This is a genomic window from Slackia exigua ATCC 700122, assembly GCF_000162875.1.
Lineage (GTDB): Bacteria > Actinomycetota > Coriobacteriia > Coriobacteriales > Eggerthellaceae > Slackia > Slackia exigua.
This window is the reverse complement of record NZ_GG700630.1, coordinates 129,953-146,282: the sequence shown is the minus strand read 5'-3', so window position 1 is coordinate 146,282 and position 16,330 is coordinate 129,953. Positions and strand designations below refer to the sequence as shown.

15 protein-coding genes and 1 tRNA gene are annotated in these 16,330 nt (G+C 63.1%); 1 reads left to right on the top strand and 15 read right to left on the bottom strand.

The genetic code is table 11. The annotated features are described in order from the left end of the window. Window positions 1-203 precede the first annotated feature (203 nt). Entirely contained in the window at window positions 204-1,160 is a 957-nt protein-coding gene (locus HMPREF0762_RS00650) for a magnesium transporter CorA family protein (protein ID WP_040618731.1), read from the top strand. A gap of 143 nt (window positions 1,161-1,303) precedes the next feature. Here HMPREF0762_RS00650 and HMPREF0762_RS00645 read toward each other — a convergent pair whose 3' ends face one another. From HMPREF0762_RS00645 to ffh, 15 genes are all read right to left on the bottom strand, one after another. Next, window positions 1,304-2,251 (bottom strand): glycoside hydrolase family 25 protein, encoded by a 948-nt coding sequence (locus HMPREF0762_RS00645; protein ID WP_245935460.1) that lies wholly within the window; start codon window positions 2,249-2,251, stop codon window positions 1,304-1,306. 235 nt (window positions 2,252-2,486) lie between these two features. After that, a tRNA-Leu gene (locus HMPREF0762_RS00640) sits at window positions 2,487-2,575 on the bottom strand. A 64-nt stretch (window positions 2,576-2,639) separates the two neighbouring features. Then, complete coding sequence (gene secG, locus HMPREF0762_RS00635) at window positions 2,640-2,894, bottom strand: preprotein translocase subunit SecG (RefSeq protein WP_006361393.1); 255 nt, start codon at window positions 2,892-2,894, stop codon at window positions 2,640-2,642. A gap of 46 nt (window positions 2,895-2,940) precedes the next feature. Beyond that, window positions 2,941-3,405 carry a type II 3-dehydroquinate dehydratase gene (gene aroQ, locus HMPREF0762_RS00630; RefSeq protein WP_006361391.1) on the bottom strand — a complete coding sequence of 155 codons (465 nt, stop codon included), beginning with the start codon at window positions 3,403-3,405 and terminating at the stop codon, window positions 2,941-2,943. Between the two features lie 10 nt (window positions 3,406-3,415). Then, window positions 3,416-4,735, bottom strand: coding sequence for a shikimate kinase (locus HMPREF0762_RS00625; RefSeq protein ID WP_006361390.1), 1,320 nt, complete (start codon window positions 4,733-4,735; stop codon window positions 3,416-3,418). Beyond that, window positions 4,732-5,910, bottom strand: coding sequence for a bifunctional chorismate mutase/prephenate dehydratase (locus HMPREF0762_RS00620; RefSeq protein WP_006361389.1), 1,179 nt, complete (start codon window positions 5,908-5,910; stop codon window positions 4,732-4,734). Before HMPREF0762_RS00620 ends, HMPREF0762_RS00625 begins: the two co-directional genes overlap by 4 nt. Further along, window positions 5,907-6,995: a chorismate synthase gene (gene aroC, locus HMPREF0762_RS00615; RefSeq protein WP_006361388.1), complete on the bottom strand. Its 1,089-nt coding sequence runs from the start codon at window positions 6,993-6,995 to the stop codon at window positions 5,907-5,909. Before aroC ends, HMPREF0762_RS00620 begins: the two co-directional genes overlap by 4 nt. Further along, window positions 6,980-8,092 (bottom strand): 3-dehydroquinate synthase, encoded by a 1,113-nt coding sequence (gene aroB, locus HMPREF0762_RS00610; protein WP_006361387.1) that lies wholly within the window; start codon window positions 8,090-8,092, stop codon window positions 6,980-6,982. The genes aroC and aroB overlap by 16 nt, the downstream gene beginning before the upstream one ends. Next, a complete protein-coding gene (locus HMPREF0762_RS00605) occupies window positions 8,089-9,006 on the bottom strand; it encodes a prephenate dehydrogenase (protein ID WP_174222050.1) in 918 nt (305 codons plus the stop codon). Before HMPREF0762_RS00605 ends, aroB begins: the two co-directional genes overlap by 4 nt. A 4-nt stretch (window positions 9,007-9,010) precedes the next feature. After that, window positions 9,011-10,018 (bottom strand): 3-deoxy-7-phosphoheptulonate synthase, encoded by a 1,008-nt coding sequence (gene aroF / locus HMPREF0762_RS00600; protein ID WP_006361385.1) that lies wholly within the window; start codon window positions 10,016-10,018, stop codon window positions 9,011-9,013. Window positions 10,019-10,131: 113 nt separating this feature from the next. Then, window positions 10,132-11,679 (bottom strand): 2,3-bisphosphoglycerate-independent phosphoglycerate mutase, encoded by a 1,548-nt coding sequence (gpmI, locus tag HMPREF0762_RS00595; protein WP_006361384.1) that lies wholly within the window; start codon window positions 11,677-11,679, stop codon window positions 10,132-10,134. Window positions 11,680-11,730: 51 nt separating this feature from the next. Beyond that, a complete protein-coding gene (gene tpiA, locus HMPREF0762_RS00590) occupies window positions 11,731-12,504 on the bottom strand; it encodes a triose-phosphate isomerase (RefSeq protein WP_006361383.1) in 774 nt (257 codons plus the stop codon). Window positions 12,505-12,508: 4 nt separating this feature from the next. Further along, window positions 12,509-13,693: a phosphoglycerate kinase gene (locus tag HMPREF0762_RS00585; RefSeq protein ID WP_006361382.1), complete on the bottom strand. Its 1,185-nt coding sequence runs from the start codon at window positions 13,691-13,693 to the stop codon at window positions 12,509-12,511. 109 nt (window positions 13,694-13,802) lie between these two features. Continuing rightward, entirely contained in the window at window positions 13,803-14,804 is a 1,002-nt protein-coding gene (gene gap, locus HMPREF0762_RS00580; RefSeq protein WP_006361381.1) for a type I glyceraldehyde-3-phosphate dehydrogenase, read from the bottom strand. A gap of 105 nt (window positions 14,805-14,909) precedes the next feature. Then, window positions 14,910-16,328: a signal recognition particle protein gene (ffh, locus tag HMPREF0762_RS00575; protein ID WP_006361380.1), complete on the bottom strand. Its 1,419-nt coding sequence runs from the start codon at window positions 16,326-16,328 to the stop codon at window positions 14,910-14,912. Window positions 16,329-16,330 lie beyond the last annotated feature (2 nt).

The following is a 16,330-nucleotide window of genomic DNA, read 5'->3' as shown; positions in this document are numbered from 1 at the left end:
CGAACCAGCGAGGACATATACTATGCGAACCCCTAGGTGAATGCAAGCGTGATTTTGAGATTCCTTCGCTTCGATTGATTTCATGTGAACCGCGAGGCCAAGGCGTGCGTTGCCTATAATGTATGCGCTTTCGGGCGCGGCATCCGCCGGTACCGGCGTTGCCGAGATCTCCGATTCGAATTTCTCTGGGAAGCGAGGCCTTCGTGATCGCATGCTATAAGACGTCGCCTGAAGGCACGTTTCCTCTCGAAGCGCCCGAGCCTGGATGCTGGGTGAGCATCGTCGCTCCTACGCTCGAAGAGCGCGCATGGCTGCGCGACGAGCTCGGTGTGCTGCCCGAGTTCGTGCAGTCGGTCCTCGACGACGAGGAGAGCTCGCACGTCGATTTCGATGACGACGCGCATCAGACGCTCATCATCATCGACTGCCCCTTCATCGAAGACGCGCACGAGGCGGAAGACGCCTCCATCGTTCAATACGATACCCACCCTCTGTCCATCCTGTTCCTGCAAAAACGCGATATCCTCGTCACGGTCAGCCTCAAGCCGAACGACACCATTCGGGCGCTCGAGACGGGACGCATCAAACAGGTCAATACCAAGCATTCGACGCGCCTGATCCTGAAGATCATGCTCAACATCATGCAGCGCTACCTGGGCTATCTGCGCAACATCGACCGCCAGTTCAACAGCACCGAACGCGTGCTGCGCGAAACCATGCGCAACGCCGAGCTCATCAAGATGCTCGCATTGGAGAAATCGCTCGTCTATTTCTCGACCTCGCTTAAAGGCGCGGAATCGACGTTGGCGAAGATCAGCAGCGGACGCTATATCCGTCTGTACGAAGACGATCGCGACCTGCTCGACGATGTGCTGATCGAGATGCGTCAGGCTATCGAGATGTGCACCATCTATACGAGCATCCTGAACGGCACGATGGATACGTTCTCAAGCGTTATCAACAACAATCTGAACTTCACGATGCGCACGCTCACCACGATCACGCTGTTGCTCGCCGTGCCGACGATCATCTTCAGCTTCTACGGCATGAACGTGCCGGATCTGCCCATCGTCGGGTCGTGGTACCTGCCTATCGGGCTTTCCGTTCTCGTCTGCGTGCTGCTCGGCATCTTCTTCAAGAAGAGCCGCTTTTTCAAATAGGGACCGACGGGGCGCAGGCCCTTGCGCCGTGGGAAGGTCGAACGAACCTGCGGCCTTCCCCGGCAGTATGATAGCTCCGCTCTGCATCGCAGGCAGCTCCTCAGACCGTCGCTTCGCCCCTGCAGCCGCGAGGCGCTTTTGCCCTACCAGGCTCCCGTGAGGTCGAGATCGATATCGACGTTGCCTTCTATGCCGTCGACGCGCCCCGTCTCCGTGTACTGCCAAAGCGCGAAATCGAAGGATGCCGACGGAACGACGCCGTAGCCGGCGAACCAGCGGCCGTAGCCCGAAAGCGCATTCAAGTCGTAGCGTGCCATGTCGGTTTCGTTCCCGTAGATCATCGGCGTATAGCCCGCAGCGGCGATTTCGTCGCAGAACGCCCGCGCGATCGCCGTCATCTCCTCGTTCGACAGAGACGACGTGCGTTGGGAGCCTGCGACGACTTCGGAATCGAACGCGACGGGGTATTCGAGAGCCGCGCCATCGAGCTCGGACAGGACGAAGGCGGCTTCTTCCCTCGCTTCCTCTTCGTTGGTCGCTTGGGAGAAGAAGTAGACGCCGGCATCGAGGCCTGCGCCTTGGGCGCCTTCAAGGTTGGTGGAAAATGCACGGTCGCGTGCGATATCGCCCGTTGCGGCATCGCGATACCCGACACGGAGCATAGCGAAGGACACGCCGTCGGACGCGACCGAGGGCCAATCGACATCGCCCTGATAAGAGGATACGTCGATGCCGAGACGCGATTTCACGACCCCATCCACCTCGTAGGTGTAACGGCCGCCGTTCGCGTAGAGATGCGTCCAATCGTATGTTCCTGCATGTCGCGACGAGCGCATATCGGTATACGCCGCCTTGTCCGCATCATGATGAGGGCCGGAAGCGCCGAAAGAGCCGTCGAACGATGCCGTGCAAGTCGTCACGCCTCGCACGATTATGACGAGCACGACGACGAGTGCGACGAGCATCGCGTACCGCAGGGCGGGAATGCGTGCGAAGACGTTCGATGCCGCCGCATGGTTCGCGTGGCGGCTCTGAACGCGCGAGCCGTGCGCGGCAGTTCGAGCATGGCCCGATGCCGACTTGATCGACAAGGAAGCACGGGATGCCTGTCGCGATGCAGATGCCGCGCGTCCGTGCCTGCTCGCAGCGCCTTCGTGAGCGCCCCGCCTCAGCGGCGCACGGGAAGAGGCGCTGCGCCGCAGCCGGCCCGATCTTCGAAAGCGTCGTATGAAGTCAAAGAGGCTCATGCATTCCTCGGAATCGTTCGGTCGTTCGCATCTATCATCTTATAAAAAAAGAGTCCCGTGCGGGACTCTTTCGATTTCCTGGTGTCGGAGGCGGGATTTGAACCCGCAAGCCCGAAAATTAGGCACTAGCACCTCAAGCTAGCGTGTCTGCCGTTCCACCACTCCGACTTGCAAAAGCAACGTGGGTAATATTAGCAAAGCGACCCGTGATTTCAAGGGTCAATTTCAAAAACTACCGGACGATCGTGCCCTGCGGATAGATGATCATCAAGACGAGCAGCGACAGCATGAACACGATGGCAAGCGCGATCGTGATGCGGTCGAGGTTCTTCTCGATGATGTTCGTTCCGGTCTGCGTGGAGTACAGCGAGCTGGCGATCATATCGGAAAGGCCGGTGCCTTTCCCGGAATGCAGCATGACGAAAACGATCAGCCCGACGCCGGAAATCGCCCATATGATGAGCATGACGATGAGAAGTGCGTTCACTTCGCGGTCTCCTTACCGAAAAATAGATGAAATCACAAGTTAAGGATTATAGCGGTATCGAGGCAGTATGCGCAAGAAGCCGCGTCAAATACAGAATTGCCTGCCGATATCCCCCGATGCCTTCGCCGGAAACGGTCAGCGCGGCGTACGGCCGTATGTAAGAGACCTGACGGAAGCCTTCGCGCGATGCGACGTCGGAAATATGTACCTCCACGAAGGGGATGGACACGGCCTTGAGGGCGTCGAGGATCGCGATGCTCGTATGCGTATAGGCCGCGGGATTGATGACGATCCCATCGATAGCGCCCCGCGCCTCTTGGATGGCATCGACGATGGCGCCTTCATGATTGCTCTGAAAGCACGTCACCTCGACACCCGCCTCTGCGGCTGCCGCGGCCACCGAATCGAGAAGGTCTTGGTAGGTCTGCGTGCCGTAGATGCCGGGTTCACGCATGCCCAGGAGGTTGATGTTCGGCCCGTTTATGACGAGCAGGCGCGGAACGTGATCCATGAATCCTCCCCTATCGCAGATTCCGGCACGCGGCGATGACGTTTTTCGCGACGGTTTCGACGTCGCCTTTGTTTTCGACGACCGTATCGCCCCATGCGCGATAGAGATGCTCGCGCTCCTGCGCGAGCATCGCGACGCCCTTCGACTGCGACAAGGGGCGCCCATCGGTCGGAAGCTCGTCAAGGTCGCGCATCAGGCGCACGATGCATGAATTCTGATGCAAGGGCTCGTAGTTCTCCGGCCGCGTGACGACGCCTCCGCCGCAGGCGATGACTGCACCGCTCATGCGCCCGATGCGTACGAGCGCCTCATGCTCGCGCGCGCGGAACCCTTCTTCTCCTTCTTCGGCGAAGATCTGAGGGATCGACTTGCCCGCCTCGCGAACGACCTCGGCATCCATGTCGACGAACGGACGTCCGAGCATCTGGGCGACGATGCCGCCGATCGCGGCCTTCCCCGATCCCGGCATACCGATGAGCACAATCGAGCGCATGTCGAAGGAAAGCTCCTGCACGATGCGTTCGATCTCCGCATCGTCGAGAGCGATGCCGCGGAAAAGCTCCGAGGCCGCCTTGGCTTGCGCGACGAGCATTCCCAAGCCGCCCGCATGCGGAATGCCCAGACGTTCGGCCTGCATCAGGATGCCGGTGTTCGCCGGGTTGTATACGACATCGAGCACCGCGATCAGGCCGTCCTTGGCGCCTGGACCGCTCTCGCCGCATGCGGCGAAGGGTTCGAGATCGCAGACCGAAGCCGGGCAGGCGGGATACATGCCGACCGGCGTCGTCTGGACGACCAGATCGGCCGCATAGGCGTCAGCGAGCGCGTCGTATCCCCACACGCAGACCTCGCACGTTCCTCCATGCCTTTCCGGCTCGCCTTTGCCGTCGGCCTTGCGGTCGAACACGATGATGTGCGCGGCACCCTTGTCACGCAGCACGGCCAGGACGGCACGCGTCGCGCCTCCGTTGCCGAATACGGCCGCCGTCCGCCCGTCGATGTCGGCGCCGAGGGAATCGATCAGGTAGGCGAACCCGTCGTAATCGGTGTTATGCCCGAAGAGCGTGCCATCCGGGCGCTTCACGACGGTATTGACGCATCCGATGGCGCGCGCGGCTTCGGATGCGTCGTCGACGAGGGAAAGCGCAGCGACCTTATAGGGAATGGTCACGTTCACGCCGTCGAAGGCGCGACGGGCGAAAAAGGGCTCGAGCTCGTCTTCCGCGATATCGATGAGATCATAGGGCGTCGATCCTAAAAGCTCGTGGATGCGCGGGGAATAGCTGTGACCGAGCGGGTGGCCCACCAAGCCGAATTTCCTGTCGTTCATCGTCCGACCTCCGTTCCGTGCGTCTGATAGCTTCCAAGGTAGCGTGAGGATTCGCAGTATGCCGGCAGCTGGGCCGCGATGGCATCGAATGTCGAATCGCCCGGCACCGATTCGATTTCGAGCATGAAGCCGAACTCGAAGGCGCTGCCGGGAATGGGACGGCTCTCGAGTTTCACGAGATTGACGCCGAGAGCTGCGAAAAGGCCGAGCAGACGGAACAGCGATCCCGGCTCGTGCGAGACCACGACGACGAACGACGATCGATCGGCCCGGCGCGTGACGATGCACTCGCGCGCGATGCAGGCGAATCGCGTGTAGTTGTCTTTCGAATCCTGAATGCGGCGCGCGACGACATCGAGTCCGTACGTATCCGCGCAGAGCTCCGATGCGATGGCCGCGATGTCCCCCCTGCCGGATTCGGCGACGCGACGCGCGGCGACGGCCGTGTTCTCGCAGATAGTGGGGCGAACGTTCGGGCCGAGCGATTCGAGGTATCGTTCGCATTGACGAAGCGCCTGCTCATGTGAGAAAACCTCAGAAAGCTCCGAGACGTCGTGCCCGGGATTCATGAGAAGGGCCTGATCGATGCGCTGCATAGCGGACGACACGATGAACAGGCCGTGCTGCGCGATGAGGTCCCATGTCCTGTTCACCGTGCCTGTGGTCGAATTCTCGAGCGGAAGCACGCCGAAATCCGCACGATCCGATTCAACGGAGGCGCAAACGTCTTCCCAACTGGAAAGAAACTCCGGATGCACATCGTCGAGCATGGCGCGCGCGGCTGCATGCGACCACGATCCCGCCACGCCTTGAATGGCCGTATGCGCCGAGGAAGGAAGCTCCTCGCGTTTCACGGCGCCGTCCGCAAGGCGCTCGCCTTGGGATTCGTCCAGAACGACATGCTGCCGCATGCGGGAAAGCGCCATGACGACGCCGTACAGCGAGGAGACATACGGGCGGAAGCGCTCGGGCGCCAAATGCGTCACCTGGGCGATCTTGGCAGCCTCTCGCGTCGCGTCGAGCACCGGACGGCCTGATGCGCTCTTCGTCTCGGCGACGTCCTCGGCGATGTCCATGCGCTCGGCGAAGAGCGCGACCATCGATTCGTCGATTTCGTCGATGCGCGCCCTCAGCGCATCGAGCCCGGGCATGCCGGATCCGTTCGTGCCGCTCATCGCATCCTTCTTTCCATGACGAGATCGAGCAGGGCGCAGGCGCAGGCAGCCTCCACGATGGGAACGGCGCGCGCCGCGACGCACGGATCGTGCCGGCCGTGCACGGTAAGATCGGCGTCTTCGCCCGTCCGCAGGTTCACGCTCTGCTGGACGGCAGCGATGGACGATGTCGGCTTGAATGCCACGCGCATGATGACCGGCTCTCCCGTCGAAATGCCGCCGAGGATGCCGCCTGCATCATTCTTGATGATCCCGACCTGCCCGCCGACCATGCGATAGGGATCGTTATGCGCGCTTCCGCGCATGTCCGCCGCATGAAAGCCGCATCCGAACTCGACGCCCTTCACGGCCGGTATGGCGAACAGTATGCGCGCCAGCGCGCTTTCGATCCCCTCGAAAAGAGGCTCGCCCACGCCGATGGGAAGCCCGATGGCAGCGCACTCCACGACGCCGCCGACGCTGTCGCAAAGGCGTCGCGCCTCGAGGATCGCATCGATCATGCGCGCACCGGCGGCATCGTCGATGACGGGCAGCGGCTTTCCCGCCGGCTCATGGAGCGCTTCGGGCGAAAGCCCCTGCCTTGGGAACGCGGCGTCGTCGATTCCTGCTATGCGCGCGATATGCCCGCCCACATGGATGCTTTCGCCTTCGAGAACCTGGATGGCGATGCCGCCTGCGATGCAGAGCGGGGCCATCAGCCGAGCGGAAAAATGCCCGCCTCCCGAAACATCCTGACGGCCTCCGTATTTCACTTCGGCGACGTAATCGGCATGCCCCGGTCGCGGCACGAAACGAAGCTCATCGTAATCGGAGGAGCGCGTATTCGTGTTGCGTATGAGCGCGGCGATCGGAGCTCCGCACGTCATGCCGTCGACGATGCCGCTGACGAATTCGGGCGCGTCCGCTTCCTTGCGCGGCGTCGACCAGGGGGTGCGGCCTGGAGCGCGCCGGTCGAGAAACGCCTGCAAGCGCTCCTTGTCTATGCGGATCCCGGCCGGCAGCCCGTCGACGACGACGCCTACGGCCGCGGAATGGCTCTGGCCGAAGAGGGAAACCGTGATGTTCTTGCCTATGCACGATGACATGAGCGCTCCTTGGACGTGAGGGAGGATGGATGAATCGACGCGCAAGAGCCCTCGAGAAACGCCTCGATGCCGTTCATCGGCACTTCGCGTATGGCGGCCGTGCCGATGGCGTCGACGACGATGAAGCCGATGGCGTCACCCGTGCGCTTCTTGTCTGCGCGCATAGCCTCGGCAAGGGCGCGCGGCGAAAGCGGCGTTTCGATATCGAATCCGTATGCCTGCACGATCCGCTCGATGCGCTCGAGCGTATCGAGCGCGCAAAGACCGCTCCTCGCTGCAGCGCGCGTCACGACCGCCATGCCGGTTGCCACCGCGAATCCGTGATGGACCTGGAAGCCCGTGAGGCTTTCGATCGCGTGCCCGACCGTATGCCCGAAGTTCAAAAGCTTGCGCAGGCCTCTTTCCCGCTCGTCGGCCTCGACGATATCGCGCTTGAGGGCGACGCAGCGCGCGATGATGTCAGGCAGGCGCGCATCCCCCGGCATAAGAGGCGATGCGAGTTCTTCGAAGAGCGCGGCATCCCGAATGGCGCCGTATTTGATGATCTCGGCGCAGCCGTCCGTGAAGAACACGGGGTCGAGCGTCGAGAGAAGGCTTGTGTCGATCAGCACGGCATCGGGTTGGAAGAACGCGCCGACCAGGTTCTTGCCCGCAGGGATATCGACTCCGACCTTCCCTCCGACCGACGAGTCGACGCAGGCAAGAAGCGATGTCGGCATCTGGATGCAGCGGCAACCGCGCATGTAGGACGCCGCGACGAACCCCGCGATGTCGCCCGTGACGCCGCCGCCGAGCGCGATGACGACCGATGAACGAGTCAGGCCGGCTTCGGCGCAGGCATCGATGGCGCGCGCGAATGTCGAAAGGGTCTTGGACTTCTCCCCTGCGGGAAAGACGAAGGTCGAGACAGGATAGCCTGCCGTCTCCAGAGACGCTCGGGTTCGGGCGAGATAGCGCGGCGCGACGTTGCCGTCGCTCACGATAAGCGCCGCGTCTCCTCCCGACACCCTGCGCGCCAAGCCGCCGATATCGTCGAGCGATAATTCGTCGATGAATACCGTGTAGTCTTTCGAGGCATGGACGTCGACGGCCGTCATGAGGCGCCTCCCCCATCGCTGAAGCGTCCGTCGGCCCTTCTCTTGGCGCGCGTGCCATCGGCGAGCAGCGCCTCGAGCGTGTCGGCATCGCGGGCGTCGAGCGCGTCCTTGTATCGAGAGAGCTCCTTGATCACGCGTCCTATCTCAAGGCTCAGGTAATCGGCATTGTCGCAGAACAGCTCGGTCCACATGCCCGCGTTCAGCTCCGCGACGCGCGTGAGGTCGCGATAGCTTCCGGCCGAGAACCCTGAATGCGCTCGGGCCGTCGGGCTCTTGATGAACGCCGAACTCACCACATGCGCAAGCTGGGAGGTATAGGCGATGATCTCATCGTGGCGCTCGGGCGTGGCTATCGAATACCGCTTGAACCCGCAGGGAGAAAGAGAGGCGATGCAGGCGTCGACGACGCGGCGGTCGCAGTCTTCAGGAGGCACGATGACGAAAGATTGTCCTGCGAACAGATCGACGCGCGCATGGCGAAAGCCCGAGTATTGGATGCCGGCCATCGGATGGCCGCCGATGAAGTGGAAGCCGTAAGACGATGCGACGGCGAAGCACGGCGCGCATATCGCACGCTTGACGCCTCCGCAGTCCACCACGAGCGCATCGGTTGCGAACGCATCGGCATGGTCGCGCACCCAATCGACCGTGGCCTGAGGGTATAGCGCGATGACGACCAGATCGCACAGCTCGATGGTCGAATCGTCGAGAGGGGCGGCGACGCTGCCTTCCGCAATGGCGGCCTCGAGCGTCGAGCGCGTGCGATTGGCGGCATACACCGTCACGCCCGCTTCCGCATAGGCCTTCGCCAACGACCCGCCGATGAGGCCGAGCCCCACGATGCCGACCGCGCCCGGCGTGCCCGAACGCGTGATGAGGTCGAGATCGACCCGACGCTTCGCTGAAGACGGCATCGCCCTACTCCTCGCGAATCGCATCGCGTATGGCTGCGCATCGGCGCATCATGTCGGCGAACTGTTCAGGCAGCAGCGCTTGGGCGCCATCGGAGAGCGCGTGCTTCGGGTCATGATGGACTTCGACCTCGAGACCGTCGGAGCCGGCGGCCACGGCCGCGCACGCGACCGGCGTCACGAGGCTCGTGCGCCCGGTGGCGTGGCTCGGGTCCGAAACGATCGGAAGATGGGTGAGTTCGCGCAGCACGGGAATGGCGGAGACGTCGAAGACGTTGCGCGTGCGCGTGTCGTACGACCTGATGCCCCGTTCGCACAGGATGACGTTTCGATTGCCGCCCGCCATGATGTATTCCGCCGACATCAGAAGCTCGTCGATCGTAGCCGCCATGCCGCGCTTGAGCAGAACGGGCTTGTCTTGGGCGCCGAGGGCTTTGAGCAGCGTGAAGTTCTGCATATTGCGCGCGCCCACCTGCAGGATATCGATATCTTCGAAATACGGCAGGTCATGCGCATCCATGATCTCGCTCACCGTAGGAAGGCCGAAACGCTCTTTGACGGCCGAGAGAATGCCGAGTCCTTCCCTGCCCATGCCTTGGAAGGCATAGGGAGAGGTGCGGGGCTTGAACGCGCCTCCGCGGAAGATCGCGCCGCCATGGGCCTTTACGGCTTCGGCGATGATCATGCACTGCTCTTCGCTTTCGACGGAGCACGGACCCGCCATGACGGTGAACGTCCCGCCGCCGATCTTCACTCCGCCGACCTCGACGACGCTGTCTTCCGGATGGAACTTGCGATTCGCCTTCTTGAACGGTTCGGATACGCGTTTGATCTGTTCGATTTCATCGAGCGATTCGAGGAGGCGGATATCGATGGACGCGGTGTCGCCGACGAGGCCGATGATCGTCTGATAGGTGCCGACGCTCACATGGGTCTCAAGTCCGCGTTCTCTGAGGCGCTCGCATAGCTCGGCAACGCGAGCGTCCGACACGCCTTTCCTGATGACTGCGATCATGATGGTTCCTTTCAAGCGTCGCCACGAATACGTGGATGTTTAACGGGCGATTGTACGAGCATCGCCCGTCTTTAGACGCGAGAACGGCCATCCCTCGGCAGACGGCAGGGGAGCTATACGAGCAGCGAGCGTCCGTCCATCGCGGCCGGCCGGTCGAGCCCGATCGCCTCGAGCATCGTGGGAGCGATATCGCAGAGCGCGCCGTGCATGTCTTTCAGGCCGAGGCCTGCGCCGGTCCCATCGACCAGGATGAGCGGCACGGGCGCGGTGGTATGGGCCGTATGGGGCGATCCGTCCTCCGCGATCATCTTGTCCGCGTTGCCGTGGTCGGCGGTGATGAGCGCGAATCCGCCTTTGGCGCAGACGGCGTCGACGACCGAACCGACGCCGGCGTCGACCGCCTCGACCGCGGCGCGGGCGGCGGGAATCATGCCCGTGTGCCCCACCATGTCGCAGTTCGCGAAGTTCACGATATACACGTCCGCGACGTCCGACTCGATCGCCTCGACGAGCGTGCGCGCAACCTCGGGTTCGCTCATCTCGGGCTGCAGGTCGTAGGTCGCGACCTTCGGCGAAGACACGAGCCTGCGCGTCTCCCCTGCTTTGGGCTCTTCGACGCCGCCGTTCAAGAAGAAGGTGACGTGCGCGTACTTCTCGGTTTCGGCCGTGTGGTATTGCGTGAGGCCTGCATCGGCGATGACGTCGGCGAGCACATGCTCGGGAAAGGTCTTCGGGAAGGCGACCAGCGCATCGAGCGTCGGGTCGTATTCGGTCAGGCAGACATAGGTCACGCGAGGCGCGCGCCCGCGCACGAAGCCGTCGAAATCGGGTTCGGTGAAGGCGCGGCTGATCTGGCGGGCGCGGTCGGGGCGGAAGTTGAAGAAGAGGACCGCATCCCCGTCGACGACGCCGCGCCCGTCGAATGCGCCGGGAACGATGAATTCATCGGTCGTGCCCGCGTCATAGGAAGCCTGCACGAACGCCTCGGGCGCTTGGTCGAAAAGAGGCTGCGCGCAGACGACGGCATCCCAAGCCGCGTGGACGCGCTCCCAACGGTTGTCGCGATCCATCGCGTAGTAGCGCCCGGAGATCGATGCGATGCGGACTCGATCGCCCCATTCGTGTTCCTCGATCATGGTCTCGAGCTCGCGTACGAATCCGATGCCGCTCGTCGGCGAAACGTCGCGGCCGTCCATGAAGCAGTGGACGCGCACATCGGGAACGCCCGCCGCCACGGCATGGCGTATGAGCGCGAGCAGATGCGTGATGTGCGAATGCACCCCGCCATCCGAGAAGAGCCCCATCAGGTGCAAGGCGGAACCCGGCGTCGATGCGGCCTCGAACGCCGCCTGAACGCCCTCGCTGCGCGCGATGGACCCGTCGGCGCAGGCGGTGTTGATGCGCGTGAGCTCCTGATGCACGACGCGTCCGGCGCCGATGTTGAGATGCCCGACTTCGGAATTGCCCATCTGGCCCGCCGGAAGCCCCACGGCTTCTCCCGAGGCCTCGAGCGTCGTGCGCGGACAGGTCTTCCAATATCGGTCGAGGTTCGGCGTGGATGCGAGCGAAATGGCGTTTCCTTCTCCCGCCTCGTCGATTCCGAAGCCGTCCATGATGACGAGCAGGGCCGGCAGGGTGTATTCGTGCATGTCGTGGTGCATCTCGAGGCTCCTCTGGAACAGGGCCGGACGGATAGTGCCGTCCGGCTGGATCTAACGTATCGTCGCGGCCGCAGCGACAAGGTAGGCGAAATCGTCGACGTTGAGCGAGGCGCCGCCGATAAGCCCCCCGTCGACATCGGCGAGCGCAAGGAAGCCCTCGACGTTTTCAGGCTTCATGGAGCCGCCGTATAGAACGCGCATCTCATCGGCGACGCCTACGCCGAACAGATCCGCGAGCGTCGCGCGGATGGCTGCGCATACCTCCTGCGCCTGATCCGGCGTCGCCGTGCGTCCCGTTCCGATGGCCCAGACAGGCTCGTAGGCGACGACCGCCAGCCGAGCTTCTTCCGGTTCGAGTCCGGCGAAGGCCGCACGCACCTGGTCGACGACGAAGGGCACGGTCGCGCCCGACTCGCGCATGGCGAGGCTTTCCCCCACGCAGATAATCGGATGCAGCCCGGATTCGCAGAGCGCGCGCACCTTGAGATTGACGGTCTCGTCGCTTTCGGCGAACATCTCGCGCCGTTCGGAGTGCCCGACGATGCACCAGGTGCAGCCTACATCCTTGAGCATAGGGATGCTCGTTTCGCCCGTGAAGGCGCCGGAAGGTTTCCAATGGACGTTCTGCGCACCCGTTTCGACAAGGGATTTATCGAAATCGAGCACCGTGACCACAGAGCGCAGGTCGATGGTGGGCGGACAGAGCACCACGTCGACGGCATCCCAGGCGCGGTCGTAGCGGTTCGAGATCCCCTGCGAGAGCACGACGCTTTCAGCCGGAGTCTTGTTCATCTTCCAATTGCCGATGATGAGCGGTCTACGCATCGGGTTACCTCCTCAAAGCCTCGACGCCGGGAAGCGCCTTTCCTTCCACGAGCTCCATCGCGGCGCCGCCGCCGGTCGAGATGAAGGACATCTCCGACGCCATGCCGAACATGTTCACGGCCGCCACGCTGTCGCCGCCGCCGACGATCGTCGTCGCGGCTTCATTCGCCGCCATGGCATCCGCCACGGCCTTGGTGCCATGCGCGAACGGCTTCATCTCGAAGACTCCCATGGGGCCGTTCCAGAAGACGGTCTTGGCCCTGGCGATGGCCGCGGCATACGATGCCTCGGTCGCAGGTCCGATGTCGAGTCCCATCATATCGGCAGGCATGGCGTCGACCGAACAGGTGACGACATTCGCATCCTCTGCGAAGCGGTCTGCGCAGACAACGTCTTCAGGCAGCATGATCGCGCACCCGACCTCTTCGGCGCGCGCAAGCATGTCCTGGGAACGATCGACCCAGTCATCCTCCTTGAGCGAGGCGCCGATCGCCTTGCCCTGGCCGAGCAGGAACGTGAAGCACATGCCGCCGCCCACGATGATGACGTCGGCCTTGTCCATGAGCGATTCGATGACGCCGACCTTGTCGGAGACCTTCGAGCCGCCGAGGATGGCCACGAACGGACGCTCAGGCGCGTCGAGCACGCTCGAGAGCGTTTCGACCTCCGCGCTCAGCAGGAAGCCGGCATAGGCGGGAAGCAGCTTCGCGACGCCGGTCGTCGATGCGTGCGCGCGATGGGCGCAGCCGAACGCATCGTTGACATAGAGGTCGCCGAACGCTGCGAGCTCTTCGCAGAATGTCGGATCGTTCTTCTTCTCGCGTGCGTCGAAGCGCAGGTTCTCGAGCAGCACGACCGCGCCGTCGGAAAGCTCCGCCACCTTCGCGCGGGCATCCTCGCCCGTCACGTCGGATGCCATCGCCACCGGGCGGCCGATGAGCTCGGAGAGGCGGGCCGCAGCGGGAGCGAGGGAGAAATCCGCTTCGAAGCCCGTGCCGCGAGGACGGCCGAAATGGCTCATGAGCACGACTTTGGCGCCCCGTTCGACGAGGTGTTCGATGGTGGGAAGCGCCGCTTTGATACGGGTGTCGTCGGTCACGCGCCCGTCGGTGACGGGAACGTTGAAATCGACGCGGACGAGGACTCGCTTGCCGGCGACCTCAGCGGTCTCGACGCTCTGGATCGGCATGGATGCATGCTCCTTTCTCTGTTTTCGCAGGCGTGCCAAGCACGAGGGCCGTCGCGTCCCGCTTTCTCGAAGCGGCTTGCGCGACGGCCCCCTTTTGCAGCATCTCGCCTTACATGAGGATCTTCGTGAGATCCTTCACGCGATTGGAATAGCCCCATTCGTTGTCGTACCAGCCGACGACCTTGACCAGATCGTTCGTGCCGCCGAGCACCATGGTGAGCATGCTGTCGAAGACGCATGAAGAGGAGTTGCCGATGACATCGGTCGATACGATGGGTTCGTCGCAGTATTGGAGGTAGCCCTTCATGGCCCCCGCGGCGGCGGCCTTCATCGCGGCGTTGACCTCTTCCTTGGTGACGGGGCGCGAGAGCTGGACCGTCAGATCGACCATAGAGGCATCGGGGGTCGGAACGCGCGTGGCGAAGCCGTCGAGCTTGCCGGCGAGCGCAGGAAGCACGAGGGACACGGCCTTGGCCGCGCCCGTGGTGGTCGGGATCATGGAAAGGGCCGCAGCGCGGGCACGGCGGAGATCCTTGTGGGAACCGTCGAGGATGCGCTGGTCGTTGGTATAGCTATGGATGGTGTTCATGTAGCCGCGTTCGATGCCGAAGCTATCGAGCAGCACCTTTGCCATAGGTGCAAGGCAGTTCGTGGTGCAGGACGCGTTGGAGACGATGCAATGGATGCTCTTGTCGTAGACTTCATCGTTAACGCCCATGACGATGGTGGCGTCCTCGTTTTTGCCCGGGGCGGTGATGAGGACCTTCTTGGCGCCGGCTTCGATATGCATGCGCGCGTCTTCGGCCTTGCGGAACGCGCCGGTCGATTCGATGACCACATCCACGCCCAGATCGCCCCAGTTCAGGTTCAGCGGGTTGCGGTCGGAAAGGACCTTGACCTTGCGGCCGTCGGCGACGAAGCCTTCGTCGTAGGTTTCGACCGTCTCGAACGCCTGGCCGTGCACGGAATCGTATTTAAGCAGATACGCTGCGGCTTCGATGCTGCCCGTGTCGTTGACTGCCACGACTTCGATGTCGGGATCGTTCGCCATCGCGCGATACGTGAGACGACCGATGCGACCGAATCCGTTAATGCCAACCCTTGTCGTCATACCAACCCCTTTCTAGGTTTCACAGCAAGGCGATTATAGACGAAAAGCCCCGCCTTCCCCGAAATCGAACTGAAACGTCGGGGCGGGCGGGGCGATGCGTGAATCCTAGGGATTCCGGCCGTCCATCATATCCTCGATGGCCTTCAGATCCTTCATGGACATGCCGCCGGGAAGCATCGGACGGCGGCGTTTGCCGCGCTTGCCCTTCTTCCCTTTCTTGCCGCCTCCACTGGGATCGACCTGGGACATCGTGCGCTTCATCATCTTCTTGGTCTCGTTGAACTGCTTGATGACCTGGTTGACGTCCTGGACCGTCACGCCTGCGCCCGCGGCGACGCGGCGGCGGCGCGACGCGTTGAGCGCATCGGGATGCGCGCGTTCATACGAGGTCATGGAGAAGATGACGGTCTCCATGCGGTCGAGCGCGCCGGTGTCCACCTTGCCCGACGCCATCGCGCGGTCGCCGCCGGGAAGCGCGCTCACGAGCTTCGAGATGCCCCCGAGACGGGCGACCTGCTTCTTCACCTGGAGGAAATCGTCGAGCGTGAACTGGGCGCGCGCCATGCGCTCCGCCGAGGCGCGCTCGGCCTCGTCGGCTTCTATGCGGCTCGCCTGCTCGATGAGCGAGACGACGTCGCCCATGCCGAGGATGCGCTTGGCCATACGGTCGGGGTGGAACTCTTCAAGACTGTCAGGCTTTTCGCCTGCGGATATGAATTTGATGGGCTTGCCCGTCACCTGCATGAGGGAAAGCGCGCCGCCGCCGCGGGCATCGCCGTCCATCTTCGAGACGATGGCGCCGTCGAAATCGACGCGCTCGGCGAAGGCGGAAGCCACGTTGACGATTTCCTGGCCGGTCATGGCATCGACGACCATGAAGATCTGATCGGGTTCGACCGCGGCTTTGATATCGGCGGCTTCCGCCATCATGGCTTCGTCGACCTGCAGGCGGCCGGCGGTGTCGACGATGACGACGTCGCGCAGGTTGTCGATGGCGAATCGAACGCCTTCTTGCGCGATGCCGACCGGATGGGCCCCATCGCCGCGGAACACCTTCACGCCGATCTCGCTGCCGAGGGTTTCGAGCTGATCGGCTGCGGCAGGACGGTAGGTGTCGCAGGCCACGAGCAGCGGGCTGTGCCCTTTGGACTTCAGCAGGTACGCGAGCTTCGCGGCGGCCGTCGTCTTGCCGGAGCCCTGCAGGCCCACGAGCATGATGACGTTCGGGATGCGGCTCGTCAGCACCATGCGCGACGACGTGCCGCCCAGAAGCTCCGTGAGCTCGTCGAGGACGATCTTCACGACGTTCTGGGCGGGCGTCAGCGATTCGAGCACGTCGGCGCCCATGCATCGTTCCTTCGTCTTGGCGACGAAGGTCTTGACCACCTTGTAGTTGACGTCGGCCTCGAGCAGCGCCATGCGCACCTCGCGCATGGCCGCGTCGATATCGTCGGGGGTCAGGCGTCCTTTCGATTTCAGGCCGCCGAAAACCCCCTGAAGTCGGTCGGATAGGCTCTCAAGCATGC

Excerpts from the sequence above, each read along its gene's own strand:
- HMPREF0762_RS00625 (WP_006361390.1), bottom strand. The coding sequence starts at position 4,735 with ATGAACGACAGGAAATTCGGCTTGGTGGGCCACCCGCTCGGTCACAGC.
- gap (WP_006361381.1), bottom strand. The coding sequence starts at position 14,804 with ATGACGACAAGGGTTGGCATTAACGGATTCGGTCGCATCGGTCGTCTC.
- aroB (WP_006361387.1), bottom strand. The coding sequence starts at position 8,092 with ATGACGGCCGTCGACGTCCATGCCTCGAAAGACTACACGGTATTCATC.
- aroQ (WP_006361391.1), bottom strand. The coding sequence starts at position 3,405 with ATGGATCACGTTCCGCGCCTGCTCGTCATAAACGGGCCGAACATCAAC.
- aroC (WP_006361388.1), bottom strand. The coding sequence starts at position 6,995 with ATGTCATCGTGCATAGGCAAGAACATCACGGTTTCCCTCTTCGGCCAG.
- HMPREF0762_RS00585 (WP_006361382.1), bottom strand. The coding sequence starts at position 13,693 with ATGCCGATCCAGAGCGTCGAGACCGCTGAGGTCGCCGGCAAGCGAGTC.
- ffh (WP_006361380.1), bottom strand. The coding sequence starts at position 16,328 with ATGCTTGAGAGCCTATCCGACCGACTTCAGGGGGTTTTCGGCGGCCTG.
- aroF (WP_006361385.1), bottom strand. The coding sequence starts at position 10,018 with ATGATCGCAGTCATCAGGAAAGGCGTGTCGGACGCTCGCGTTGCCGAG.
- tpiA (WP_006361383.1), bottom strand. The coding sequence starts at position 12,504 with ATGCGTAGACCGCTCATCATCGGCAATTGGAAGATGAACAAGACTCCG.
- HMPREF0762_RS00620 (WP_006361389.1), bottom strand. The coding sequence starts at position 5,910 with ATGAGCGGCACGAACGGATCCGGCATGCCCGGGCTCGATGCGCTGAGG.
- gpmI (WP_006361384.1), bottom strand. The coding sequence starts at position 11,679 with ATGCACCACGACATGCACGAATACACCCTGCCGGCCCTGCTCGTCATC.
- HMPREF0762_RS00605 (WP_174222050.1), bottom strand. The coding sequence starts at position 9,006 with ATGCCGTCTTCAGCGAAGCGTCGGGTCGATCTCGACCTCATCACGCGT.